The organism is Peribacillus sp. BM1, assembly GCF_056679975.1.
Window position 1 is genome coordinate 334,141 of record NZ_CM155259.1, and the last position, 12,263, is coordinate 346,403.

At 38.7% G+C, this 12,263-nt stretch carries 15 protein-coding genes and 1 riboswitch; of the genes, 6 read left to right on the forward strand and 9 right to left on the reverse strand.

Features of this window, described 5'->3' with window-relative positions; all coding sequences use genetic code 11:
- The first annotated feature begins 21 nt into the window (after positions 1–21).
- Positions 22–225 carry a DUF3889 domain-containing protein gene (locus tag AC1MGI_RS01600; protein ID WP_480348029.1) on the forward strand — a complete coding sequence of 68 codons (204 nt, stop codon included), beginning with the start codon at positions 22–24 and terminating at the stop codon, positions 223–225.
- Positions 226–363: 138 nt separating this feature from the next.
- Here the strand turns inward: AC1MGI_RS01600 and AC1MGI_RS01605 are convergent, their stop codons facing one another.
- From AC1MGI_RS01605 to AC1MGI_RS01630, 6 genes are all read right to left on the reverse strand, one after another.
- Positions 364–1,044 carry an HAD family hydrolase gene (locus AC1MGI_RS01605; protein WP_480348031.1) on the reverse strand — a complete coding sequence of 227 codons (681 nt, stop codon included), beginning with the start codon at positions 1,042–1,044 and terminating at the stop codon, positions 364–366.
- Between the two features lie 184 nt (positions 1,045–1,228).
- Complete coding sequence (locus AC1MGI_RS01610) at positions 1,229–2,437, reverse strand: homoserine dehydrogenase (RefSeq protein WP_480348032.1); 1,209 nt, start codon at positions 2,435–2,437, stop codon at positions 1,229–1,231.
- 113 nt (positions 2,438–2,550) lie between these two features.
- A riboswitch (SAM riboswitch) is annotated at positions 2,551–2,656 on the reverse strand.
- 191 nt (positions 2,657–2,847) lie between these two features.
- Entirely contained in the window at positions 2,848–3,090 is a 243-nt protein-coding gene (locus AC1MGI_RS01615) for a DUF2584 domain-containing protein (RefSeq protein ID WP_403067873.1), read from the reverse strand.
- A 23-nt stretch (positions 3,091–3,113) separates the two neighbouring features.
- On the reverse strand, positions 3,114–3,920 hold the full coding sequence (locus AC1MGI_RS01620; protein WP_480349673.1) for an alpha/beta hydrolase family protein: 807 nt from the start codon (positions 3,918–3,920) through the stop codon (positions 3,114–3,116).
- Positions 3,921–4,388: 468 nt separating this feature from the next.
- Positions 4,389–5,342, reverse strand: a complete 954-nt coding sequence (locus AC1MGI_RS01625; RefSeq protein ID WP_480348034.1) for an alpha/beta hydrolase — start codon at positions 5,340–5,342, stop codon at positions 4,389–4,391.
- A 238-nt stretch (positions 5,343–5,580) separates the two neighbouring features.
- Positions 5,581–5,841 (reverse strand): hypothetical protein, encoded by a 261-nt coding sequence (locus AC1MGI_RS01630; protein ID WP_480348036.1) that lies wholly within the window; start codon positions 5,839–5,841, stop codon positions 5,581–5,583.
- A gap of 503 nt (positions 5,842–6,344) precedes the next feature.
- Here AC1MGI_RS01630 and AC1MGI_RS01635 point away from each other — a divergent pair.
- Genes AC1MGI_RS01635 through AC1MGI_RS01645 form a run of 3 tightly spaced genes read left to right on the forward strand, consistent with a single transcriptional unit; the run spans position 6,345 to position 8,900 of the window.
- On the forward strand, positions 6,345–7,340 hold the full coding sequence (locus AC1MGI_RS01635) for an ABC transporter substrate-binding protein (protein WP_480348037.1): 996 nt from the start codon (positions 6,345–6,347) through the stop codon (positions 7,338–7,340).
- Between the two features lie 2 nt (positions 7,341–7,342).
- A complete protein-coding gene (locus AC1MGI_RS01640) occupies positions 7,343–8,113 on the forward strand; it encodes an ABC transporter ATP-binding protein (protein WP_062175706.1) in 771 nt (256 codons plus the stop codon).
- The gene (locus AC1MGI_RS01645; protein ID WP_480348039.1) at positions 8,103–8,900 is read left to right on the forward strand and encodes an ABC transporter permease; all 798 of its coding nucleotides are present in this window, start codon (positions 8,103–8,105) and stop codon (positions 8,898–8,900) included. The genes AC1MGI_RS01640 and AC1MGI_RS01645 overlap by 11 nt, the downstream gene beginning before the upstream one ends.
- 67 nt (positions 8,901–8,967) lie before the next feature.
- On the opposite strand, the gene ytkD is transcribed toward AC1MGI_RS01645, so the two are convergent.
- Positions 8,968–9,450: an RNA deprotection pyrophosphohydrolase gene (gene ytkD, locus AC1MGI_RS01650; protein ID WP_480348041.1), complete on the reverse strand. Its 483-nt coding sequence runs from the start codon at positions 9,448–9,450 to the stop codon at positions 8,968–8,970.
- 132 nt (positions 9,451–9,582) lie between these two features.
- On the opposite strand from ytkD, the gene AC1MGI_RS01655 reads away from it, so the two are divergent.
- Entirely contained in the window at positions 9,583–10,452 is an 870-nt protein-coding gene (locus tag AC1MGI_RS01655) for a DUF6612 family protein (protein WP_480348043.1), read from the forward strand.
- Between the two features lie 241 nt (positions 10,453–10,693).
- Here the strand turns inward: AC1MGI_RS01655 and AC1MGI_RS01660 are convergent, their stop codons facing one another.
- The gene (locus tag AC1MGI_RS01660) at positions 10,694–11,089 is read right to left on the reverse strand and encodes a hydrolase (RefSeq protein WP_480348045.1); all 396 of its coding nucleotides are present in this window, start codon (positions 11,087–11,089) and stop codon (positions 10,694–10,696) included.
- A gap of 115 nt (positions 11,090–11,204) precedes the next feature.
- On the opposite strand from AC1MGI_RS01660, the gene AC1MGI_RS01665 reads away from it, so the two are divergent.
- The gene (locus AC1MGI_RS01665; protein ID WP_182503931.1) at positions 11,205–11,462 is read left to right on the forward strand and encodes a DUF6154 family protein; all 258 of its coding nucleotides are present in this window, start codon (positions 11,205–11,207) and stop codon (positions 11,460–11,462) included.
- A 216-nt stretch (positions 11,463–11,678) separates the two neighbouring features.
- Here AC1MGI_RS01665 and AC1MGI_RS01670 read toward each other — a convergent pair whose 3' ends face one another.
- Positions 11,679–12,164, reverse strand: a complete 486-nt coding sequence (locus AC1MGI_RS01670; RefSeq protein WP_062175696.1) for a Dps family protein — start codon at positions 12,162–12,164, stop codon at positions 11,679–11,681.
- Positions 12,165–12,263 lie beyond the last annotated feature (99 nt).

Consider the following 12,263-nt stretch of genomic DNA (forward strand, 5'->3'; position numbering starts at 1 on the left):
TGTTGCATAAAAGGGGGCAACATGATGAATATACATTCAGGCTACTACCATTCTGTGCATGTAGGAGTATCAGATAACTCGTTAAGTGGATCCCAGTTCTCAACTGAGAGGTTCAAATTATGGTTAAAAGATAACAGAAGAGAATTCCGTGTATTTATAAATATAGAATATAATAATGAAAAAGACCGAATCATTAAAATGACCTTTAAGGAGACATCTCATTAATAATCCAATTACTTAAACCTTGCTTTTGAAAAGTAAATGCTTCCATTTTCCCTGTTAGCACAAGAAGGAAATGTTTGCTCCCCTTATCACGCTATATCACCTGTTAGTTGAAGGAAAAAGTCGTCATTCGTAGCTGGATTATCTCGTTTTAGTTAAATACGCATTTTTCAATTTAGGTAATATTGTTTTTAATTCAATTAAGTCATCTATTACCAAATCAGCCTGAGAAAGTTCATCTTCTTGTGCAAAATCAAAATTACATCCAATTGCAATTAAACCATTATCTTTAGCTGCATTTATATCAGATAGACGGTCTCCGACTACTGCTGCCTTTTTAATATCATATTTTTTTATAATTTTTTTAACTAAATCTCCTTTATTAAGCGTTTGTATTTGTTGGATACTAAATGTTTCAGTAACCCAATTATCTAAATTATAATAACTCACAATTGTTTTTAAATATTCCGTTAAACCATTACTCGCTATGTAAATTGAACAATTATTCTCTTTTAAATAACTGAAAACTTCCTTTACATTAGGATATAAAGCCCCTTTTCCGTTTCTTATGTTTTCAACTAATCTTTCCAGAAAATAAGCATCAGTTTGTTCTCTTACTTCATTGGAGTGATTAGGCAACAAAGCTTCCCATACTTTTGGTAAAGGTACACCCATAATCTCGCGGTATTTATCAATAGGGGTTACTGTATCCCATTTATTTAATGACCGTAAATGATTAAATGTATCATCAAGTGATAATTCCAAGATTTTATCTGTTTGAAATAGCGTTCCATCCATATCAAAGATTAGTGATTCAGACATTATTTCCCTCTCCCTTTTTAAACTTTTTATTAAAAATTTACCAAAATAAAAGAATAAGCAATTATTGTTCTCCAAACAGGTAGTTAATGATTGGGATTATCGTCCCTTTTCCCCATTCACTTCGTTTGTGCAACTCTCACCAAGTACGGTGGACTTGAGATCTTATTTTATAAATCAGATTAATTTATGACCTAACAAGTGCTTGTTCAGGTAATACTTTCCCAAGAACTTGATAAAAATAAGTATTTGGCCATTGAATATCACAAATTTCCTCCCAAGATGCTTCGACAATGAGAACATTTGGATTAGGTCTGTCAATGATTTGAATATGAGAAGGAATATTTTCTACAGCCACATCTCCTGCCAGTGCCCAATAAATCTTGGATACCTTCACACTTAATCCATTTTGTTCATCTAAGAAAATAGGCGAAAAACTATGTTTATTTATATACACTAAATCTTCGATAATGGCACTTGCGGTTGGAAGCATTCCCGCTCCAGGCCCTTGGAGGCTAATGTTTCCTACAATATCTCCATCAATGGAGACTGCATTTTGCACGCCTTCGATTTGATAAAATGGATGTGTTTCATTGACCAGTACAGGTTTGACTGAGCATACGATCCCTTTTTCTGTCTTTTCCATAGAAGCTACATGTTTAAATCGATACCCCAATGCTGAAAAAAGCTCAATTTGCTCAGGTGTGATTGATTGAATCCCTTGTCGAACGGATTCCTCCCAATTAGGGATCTCTCCAAAAGCTAGTTCACTTAAAATCACCGCTTTGTAAAAGGCATCGTATCCTTCAACATCATTTGTCGGATCAGCTTCTGCATAACCTTTTTCTTGTGCTAGTTTTAACGCTGTTTCAAATGGACAGCCGTCTTCTCGCATCTTTGTCAAAATAAAATTCGAAGTCCCATTAAGAATACCTTGCACTTTTTGGATATTATTTACGTTTAACAATTGTCGTAGAGTTTGGATAATCGGAATTCCACCTGCGACTGTTGCCTCAAATCCTAAAGTAACCCCTTTTTCCTTGGCTATCTGTTTTAATTGAGTTCCATGATAAGCAAACATTTCTTTGTTTGCTGTTATAACATGACATCCTCTGTTCATCGCTTGCTGCAAGTACGTAAAGCTAGGCTCTTGACCAACGATCGCATCAATGACAACATCTAGCTGCTCAAGTGTAATAATCTTGTTAAAATCATCGGTTAACAGAACATCAGAATCTAGTGTATGATGTTTTTCTATATTTTTAACAAGTATGGCAACCACTTTTACCTCTTTCCTAAAAATACGCTTAAGCTTTTCCTGATGTGTTTGAATCGTTTTATAAACCCCCTTCCCCACTGTACCGTAACCTAATAATGCAATATGTAAAGCTGTCATGTATATCTCCCCCTTGTCCTATTTATCGATGACTTTAATTGAACATCAAAAAACTCCCCACTGCATATGGACAGAAGGGGAGTTTGAATGTTTATATTCAAGATTTATCCACCCTCTTATCTACGGAATGGTTACCATTCCTCTGAATTTGGCACCGGGCATGATATGCTGGTTGCCGAGGCTTCGCAGGGTCAGTCCCTCCGCCTCTCTTGATAAGAAAAGTTAAAATTATTAAACTATTTATAATAATATAGTACTTTAAACATTTATCGTCAATAGCGTAAAATGAAACTTCAGAAAAAACAATGAATATGAAAAGGGTGAAATCAACGCAATTTCACCCTCTATATGTACTGTTCATGACATTAATTGTATTCTAAACGGAATTCGTTACTCTAAAGCCTACTTGTTTAATTGGTTGAATTCAATGACACCAACTGATAGGTGATTTCAGTTTGGTTGTTTGTCCAAGAAACTTTTTGAATGATGGCTATCCCATTCGTTTCACTTTCGATCGTTTTGCGAACTTCAATTGGAATATCAATTGGGTATAGGCGATAGCCGTCTTTCGTTAAACGGAAAAGATTTTCTTCCTCTCTGCTTTCACGGCCTTTTGTCACGATCATCGTGTTTAACTCCATTGGCATTCCCAAAGCATAAACCTCCCTTCCTTTACTTACTTTTTAGCACATTGCTTTCTCGTTTGGTTTTTCATCCACTGTGTTAGATCACAAACGACTTTTCGGTTGATATTCGGCGGGAAATAGTGGGTAAATTCGTCAAAATACCAACTCCAAACAGGCTTGTCTTTTTCCTTCAATATTTTCTCCAGCCTGTAGGCGTGTTCAATGGACACGTTATTGTCTTTTTCACCGTGAATAATCAGAACTGGTGCAACAAGTTCATCTACTGCAAACAGTGGTGTGCGGTATTTATATTCGTTTGGAACTTTACTCGGCGTACCACCAATAACACGCTTCATCATGCGACGTAGGTCTACACGTTCCACATAAGTTAGAAACATATCAGACACTCCGCCCCATGTGACAACGGAGGCAGCTGATTTACAATAAATTGCCGTCCAAAGGGCCATAATTCCTCCTCGTGAAAACCCGAAAATATGGATATTCTCGGGTTTCACACGTTTGTGCTGTTCGAGTAATGTAAAGCCACTAATCCCATCAGCACGGTCTTCGCCTGCAAAATCTTCATCCCCTTCTCCGCCTTGATTCCCCCGATAATACGGTGCAAACACAATGAAGCCTTCTGCTGCAAATTGCACAATACGACTCGGGCGTACTTTGCCGACATTTTTAATGCCTCCTCGTAAATATAAGAAACCATCATACATTTGATCATCATCTGGCTCAGCAAGAAGCCCCTTCACCTTCAAGCCTTGTGAAAGATACGTTACGATAAACAGACGAATATTCGGATGCGGTGATGGAAACCGCTGCTTCGTTATAATTGTGCCATCCTCCATCATACATCCCCCTTTCATAAAACTCATTTCTCCTTATTGTAAATCAACTCCCCCATTTTATCCTGCATTAACAGGTAGTATATAGACTTTTTTAAGAGATAGTAAGGTAACCTACCTTTTTACATAAATAGGAAAAATGTTAGTTAAGATTAACTGTCGGTAAAAGCCCGATTGGTGTGATACAGTGAAACTTACCGATGCGTAAGTAAAGGTTTAGTTCCACAACATGGGGAGCAAACAGACGAAGACATGAGGACGCAGTGTACTTAGTATGTAATTCATTGATTCGGGTTCGTACTGTCGCTTTATCGAAGCGGAGTGAAGCTTCCTTCCAAAAGTGTTCTTCATTCCATCTTTCAGGTTTTTGAAAGCATAATCTCCTTTTTGATTAAATAAATCAAAAAGGAGATTATGACAAAAGAGGTTCGTTCCTTTAAAAGTTAATCTTCTTTTTTGGGGATGCTCCCTCTATTCACGCAGCCATGCGTTTGCAAGCATTATAGCCCCTTTTGCTGCTTCTGTGTCTGCGAATTCGTTAAGCATCACAAAGTCATGAATGATACCCTGGAAGCGTACTGCAGTTACCTTTACACCAGCTTCGCGAAGTTTATTGGCGTATGCCTCTCCTTCATCGCGCAAAACGTCGGCTTCTGCCGTGATAACTAAAGCTTCAGGAAGTCCCTTTAATTGTTCTGTTGTTGCCCGAAGTGGAGATGCCGTTATTTCTGCTCTCTGTTGTGGATCGGAAGTATACTGGTCCCAGAACCATTGCATTCCATCCCTACGCAGAAAATATCCGGTAGCAAATTGTTTGTATGAATCTGTATCAAATGAAGCATCCGTTACAGGATAGAAAAGTAATTGCTTGCCAATAGCTGGGCCTTTTCGTTCTTTGGCCATTAGTGTAATAGCTGCCGACATATTTCCTCCAACACTGTCACCTGCTACTGTAATATTACTTGAATCCATCCCGTAATTATCGCCTTCTTTAGCAATCCATTCCAAAGCCGTATAGACCTCTTCTATAGCAATCGGATATTTAGCTTCTGGCGAGAGACTGTAATTAGTGAACACGACCGCTGATTGTGATCCAACAACAAGTTCCCGAACTAAACGATCATGTGTATGTGCGTTTCCGAAAACCCAGCCTGCACCATGCGTATATAAAATGACAGGGAGATTTTCTGGGGCATCTTCAGGGCGCAATATTTTAATGGATACAGGTCCAGTTGTTTCTCCCTCAATGACAAGCTCTTCTACTTCAACCGGCTGCTTTTTAACCTCTCCGGACTGTACTTCATCTACTGTTTCCCTGCCCTTCTCTGGACCAAGATCAAACAGGTACGGCGGGTTAGCCGTGTCCTCTACGAATTTTTGTGCAGCAGGCTCCAATACAACTTTTCTATTTTGATTTTGTGTCATCTTTAACTCCTCCTAAAGTTTTATTCGTTTTCATTTTATGTTTCGCTAAATTTCACTGCATATAACATGCCCAGAACGACCTTCATGTAAGGTCGGCCAAAACTCGGCGAATTCGTTACAAGCGACAACAAAATACTCATATGCAACGTCTTACCACCATTTAGTCTAACAGTCACAACACCTCGATCCGTACTAAAACCATAAAACTTCGAACCGATCAGACTCTCAATTCCGAAGGTTAGCAAACCTGTGCTAAAGAAAGTATCACTATCCCTGATACAGTTAGCAAAGAAGGAGAGAGATAGGTATAAACAATCGAATATCCACCAAGCAAGAAAAAGGTGATTGATAATCCAAGTGCCACTTCGCGCTTCTTAAAAAGAGCCAGCTGTTGAACAGGAGGTACAGGTTTCTCCTCATCTCTACCCAAAATAGAAGGATATATAACCACCATCGTAATGAATCTAGGCAGAGCGATTCCTCCAAATGCATCTGCCATCTTCCAAAAGATACCGATAATTAATCAAGATTTTTAAGGTGTGAAAGTTGAGTGTATAATAATGAAAATCGTACTAGATCGTTGTTAATGATGACAGTTATTCGTTTTCCTAAAGCACCCATGAATTTCAACCAAATGTGAAGAACCATAAATTCCACTTCATTTATGTCCGAAAGCTGACCATAAATCAAAAGGTTTGATGTGAAAAAGAGACTGATTGTACGTATCTATCGGCGAAAAGCAACACTTACAACCTGCCTCTCTACTACTTTCTAATGAAAGTACGCGCACAGTTATTATTCCAAAAAAACGTAAATAAGAACAATACGATTCGTTTTCAGTCGAACCGTTACTCCTTTCCGATGGGAACTTATGGATCGCAATTATGCTGGTTTTATGAAGTGGCGCGATCCTTTTTTCTCTCTCTTATAGGCATTCACACATTTTTCACTTCTGCATACGTTATTCTAGGTGAATGACCTACGAATTAGGAGGAATGGAAGATGAAACATTGGGTAAAAGCAGGATTCATGATTACATTGGCCTGTTTATTAATCCTCGCTCTTAGTGCATGTGGCAAGGAAGATCTGACAAAGGTGCGTGTCGCAGAGGTGACTCGATCGATTTTCTATGCACCGCAATATGTAGCGATTGAAAAGGGCTTTTTTGAAGAAGAAGGACTAAGCATCGACTTAAAAACGACAGCTGGCGGCGATAAAACGATGACTGCTTTATTATCGGATGGCGCGGATGTTGCCCTTGTCGGGTCTGAAACATCAATTTACGTGAACGCTCAAGGTGCAAATGATCCAATTGTTAATTTTGCCCAACTTACCCAGACCGATGGAACGTTCCTCGTTTCCCGTGAGAAAATCGATGACTTTTCTTGGGATATGCTAAAAGGGTCTACCTTCCTTGGTCAGCGTAAAGGTGGCATGCCGCAAATGGCTGGTGAGTTTGTACTCAAGAAGCATGGCATCGACCCTCACAATGATCTGACACTTATCCAGAACATTGATTTTGCCAATGTTGCTACAGCCTTCGCTTCAGGTACAGGTGATTATGTACAACTATTTGAACCGACTGCCAGCCTGTTTGAAAAAGAAGGAAAAGGCCATATTGTCGCTTCATTCGGAACAGAATCAGGGCATATTCCTTACACAACATTCATGACCAAAGCGAGTTATATAGAAGAGAAGGGCGAAACGGTCGAGAAGTTCACCCGTGCTGTAAAAAAAGCACAAGATTGGGTGCAGGAACATAGCAGCCAAGAAGTAGCCGAAGTAATTCAACCGTATTTTGAAGACACAGATCTTACATTAATTGAAACCGTTGTGGATCGTTATAAAGCACAAGGCTCCTATGCAACAGACCCGATTTTAGATGAAGTAGAATGGGATAACTTGCAGAACATTATGGATGCAGCGGGTGAGCTTCCAAGTAGATTAGCTTATGAAGACTTAGTGAACACATCATTTGCCGAAAAGGTATCGAAGTAATCATGGACTTTCTAACGATTAATCGTGTTGATCATACGTACTTTTCGAAACAAACGGCAACACAGGCACTACAAAATATTCATTTATCGATCGAGAAAGGGGAGTTTATCTCCTTTCTTGGCCCAAGTGGCTGTGGGAAAACAACCCTGTTATCTATTATTGCTGGTCTATTTCCACCAACAGCTGGCACCGTTTTGCTGGAAGGGCAGCCCGTGCTTTCACGGGATGAGCTTCAAATAGGCTATATGCTACAGCAAGATTACTTATTTCCGTGGAAAACGATTGGGCAAAACGTAACACTGGGGTTAAAGTTATTGAAACATGATAAAGAAACTTCTCTGTCAACAGCGATGAAGTTGCTTCAAGATGTCGGCTTACCTAATGTAGAACATCAATATCCAAGGGAGTTGTCAGGTGGAATGAGACAGCGGGCAGCGCTAGCAAGAACACTCGCCGTTGATCCAAAGATCCTATTGCTAGACGAACCATTCTCTGCGCTCGATTATCAAACGAAACTGAAGCTTGAAGACCTCGTTTCTGAAACATTGAAGGCATATGGTAAAACAGCTGTGTTGGTTACACATGATATCGGCGAATCGATTGCTATGAGCGACCGTATTTACTTGTTTGCGGCCCGCCCTGGCAGAATTCACAAAGTATTTGAAGTCCCTAATGAACTTAGATCGTTAACTCCTTTTCAAGCCCGTAACCATCCAAGCTACTCCTCCCTATTTCAAACTATTTGGAAGGAGCTTGAGAGCCTTGAACATTAATGCACTCCACACCCAATACAAAGCAGCACTCGTCAAAGAGAGGCGGTGGGTTCGTTTTTATCAACTCCTCATCTTCATTGCTTTTTTTTCAGGATGGGAGATTGCTTCACGATTCAAGTGGATAGATCAACTCATTTTCAGCTCACCGTCAAAGATTTGGAGCCTGTTTCTTACAAAAATAAGTGATGGCACTTTGTTTAACCATTTAAGCATAACCCTATTCGAAACAGTACTTGGATTTATCATCGGTACTTTGCTTGGAACATTACTTGCCGCGATTCTTTGGTGGTCACCATTTCTGTCAAGAGTTCTTGATCCTTATCTCGTCATCTTAAATGCGATGCCGAAGGTCGCTCTTGGACCAATCTTAATCGTAGCACTCGGACCAGGCTTCACTTCTATTATCACAATGGGAGCGATTATATCAGTCATTATCACGACCATCGTCGTCTACACCGCATTTAAAGGTGTTGATCCGAACTACCTATTAGTGCTCCAAACATTTGGAGCCAACCGCTTTCAAACGTTTAAAGAAGCTGTACTACCTGCATCCTTTCCAACCATCATCTCGACATTGAAAGTAAATGTGGGTCTTTCCTGGGTTGGCGTCATCGTCGGCGAATTCCTTGTTTCTTCAAAAGGACTTGGCTATTTGATAATTTATGGATTCCAAGTATTTAATTTCAATCTTGTCCTCTTGTCGCTCATGATTATCGCTGTCTGTGCTACAGTGATGTACCAGCTTGTTGAACTGCTTGAAAAAGCGTTAATTAAGCATGACCGCTGAAATGATAAGGCGATTTAAAAGGGCCTAGCCTCGCAGTAATAGTAGTTGCGGGATCTGACCCTTAGCCTTATTTATCAGATTTACAATCCGGTAGAATGTGTCGCAGTCGCTCGATACTTAACGGAATAACCTCATCCCGCATGATAAAACTAAAGCGAGAGTCCGTTTCTAGATGATCTGGAAGTTTATCCAATAATACGGGTCCCTCCGTTTCCAAATAATCGTCTTTTTCAACTAACTCAGTAAGTTCAGCAAAGTAAATCGACTTAATAAACGGTCCACTTACTGCATGTACACGATATTGTCCAAGAAAAAGCAAACTGGCCACCTTCCCGCCTGTTTCCTCGTACACCTCACGTACCGCTGCCTCCTCAATCGTTTCTCCTTTTTCCCGCTTCCCACCCGGAAATTCAAGTCCCCTAACTTTATGCCGTGTTACAACCCATTGCTCGTTCCAGCGTGTTAAAACAAGCACATGCCAAGCATCACCAAATTCATCTTTACAGGAAAAATCAACTTGATGTCCATGATTATCAAAAAATATTTTCATACTTTCTCCCTGTTTCCCCACCTAAAAAAATTAGGTAGAAAGGTTTATTTAAATAGAAAAGAAGCGTTACATCACAATTTTTTCCTCTTTTATTATATTATGTATGTAAATGATCAAAAAGGAGTCGATGTAATGAAGCTAAAATCATTAGCTATCCCTTTCTTCGCACTAGTAGTACTTTTAAGTGGCTGTGGCCAAAAAGCTACACCCGTTTCCGAAACTGGAAAATCAGAAACCAAACCAAACACTGAACAACCTGCACCAAAAGAAGAATCCCTTACTCTTGAGGAAGTATTTGAAAAAACCATTGCAGCAAGTAAAGAGTTGAAGAGTTTAACTGTGAAAATGGAAAATGACCAAACCATTACTTCAAGTAGTGATTCAGAACCAATGGATATTACTTCAACCATTGACATGGATGTCATTCAAAACCCAATCTCCCTCTATCAAGTCATGTCCATCAATATGCCAGGTGAAGAACCAGTGAAAACAGAAAGTTATTTCACTAAAGAAGGTTTCTTTACGTATGAACCAACACAAGGAATATGGATGAAGCTACCTGACGAAATGTCAACAGAACTTCTTAAAGCATCGGAACAGCAAGGCGATCCTGCTGCCGAACTGAAGAAAATGCAAGAATATATTGAAGACTTCACATTTGAACAAGACGATTCTTCTTATATTTTATCACTAAATGCTTCAGCTGAAAAATTCAATGCGTTCATGCAAGAACAACTTTCACAAAGCTTTGGTCAAGAATTAGGACTTGATTTACAAAATGTAAATGTTACTGGATTAAAGTATTCCTATACGATTGACAAAAAAACCTTCAATCCTACAACAATGAGTATGGATATGACATTCAAGACTACTGAACGCAGTGAAGAAGTAACACTCGAACAAAAAACAAACGCAACCTTTAGTAATTATAACGGCGTGAAGGATATTACGATCCCTGAAGAAGTGCTTAAATCCGCACAAGAAATTGACCTTCCACAATAAGTTGATAAAAGAAAAAAGGGTCTAACCTCGCACCCGTCATACAGTTTCATTTAACTGTATGACGAGTGTGAGGACTGACCCTTTTCTAATATGATACGCGTTCTTTTTCAATTGAATGGATTATTGTTTTCAATTTTTACTCTTGGATGATGAAGGCTACATTTTAGCTATCGATCTCTTAACGTGCCTCGGATGCAACTTTTCTTATTTCCTTGACTCGAATTTTCCAATAAAATATCCATTACAGATCCTCCCCTGTCTCTCTAGGAAAAGAGGATAATATCTCCATACTCGCAATATGATTTCTCGCATTCGTATCTCCAAGCTTATAAATCAACTCGTACACTTCATGAAGCGTCTTATCATAAGCATCATTTCCTGGATCATGATGATACTCTAAAAACGGGATGTGCGCACGGTAAAAGTTCCCGATTTCTGTAGAATAATTTTGATCAAAATATTCACGAAGCTGCTTGATTTCATCATCAGTTGCTTCAATTTTATAATTCCAAGGCGAACTTTCACTATCCTGAAGGATTTGTCCATTCGGCAGCCAAATATAATACGTCTTTCGATCCTCACCCACTGTAATCCCCCCTATAATAGTATTATTTTCCCTTTCATCACTCTGCTTCATACATCACTTATTCTTCCATTAAATACAATTAACGTGTAAAATAATTGATTAAGTATCTTTAATTAGGAAAGTCATATACTAAACATGATTTAAAACTTGAAAAAGAGGTGAAAAAATGAAACTCATTGAGGATTTGTACAACCTATACCGTGATAAATTGTCTGGGGATGAAGAAGATATCGATATGCTAACCTTTGCCGTCCTTGAACAGCTTGATCGGAAGGAGATATTCAACTTACTTGAAGAAATGGACGATCAGGAAATTAATAACCTCCTTGGTATTTACATTATTGAATCACTTAAAGGCAAATTTGCACATGATAGCATGAATAATACAAAAGTTACCCATTATCACCCTCGTAATATTCATTGAAAGCATTTTATACATAGAATACAGCCTTCATTCGATTGTGAGGGCTTTTTCGTGTGCCCTCCTCTAAAAAAAGATTGCCCCATAACGAAAGGGTCAGACCCCGCAACGACTATATACAGATTATAGGTAGTATTTTACTACTATATACTGTGTATAGAGTACAAGGTCCGACCCTTCCTGAGACATCTTCTTTAGGCGAGACTTCAAAGAACTATATTATTTCTTCAAATAAGCACGAAGCATCCATGTATGTTTATCGAAGCTTTTTTGAATCCCTACAAACATATCGCCTGTCACTTGGTCCGCGTTTTCTTCTGCCAATTTAATGGCTTTTGAATATTCTTGTGACAATTGCTCAAAATCATTAATAATTGTTTGTATCATCGCTTCTGTTTTTTCTTTTCCAGTCGCTTCTTTAATTGTTGCTAGATCAAGTTGTTCCTTAAGCGTCGCTACAGGCTTTGCACCTAGTGCTAGCAATCTTTCCGCAAGCTCATCCATATGAGCTGTAACTTCGTTATATAGTTCTTCCAATTTTACATGCAAAGAAAAGAAATGTGGACCGTCTACATACCAGTGATAATTATGCAATTTTGTATATAACACACTTAAGTTTGCGATTTCTTGATTCACCAGTTCAACCAATTGATCCACTTTACGGTTTTCACCTTGTTTATATTCAACAATATTATTTTTTGCCATCGTTATCACCCTCCTATTAACTATAATTCCCTTTCTACTTAAGTTAAAACATGTATTTTTTCCTAATGAGCCAAGGTTTAATGTAGTATTTTCCTGTAT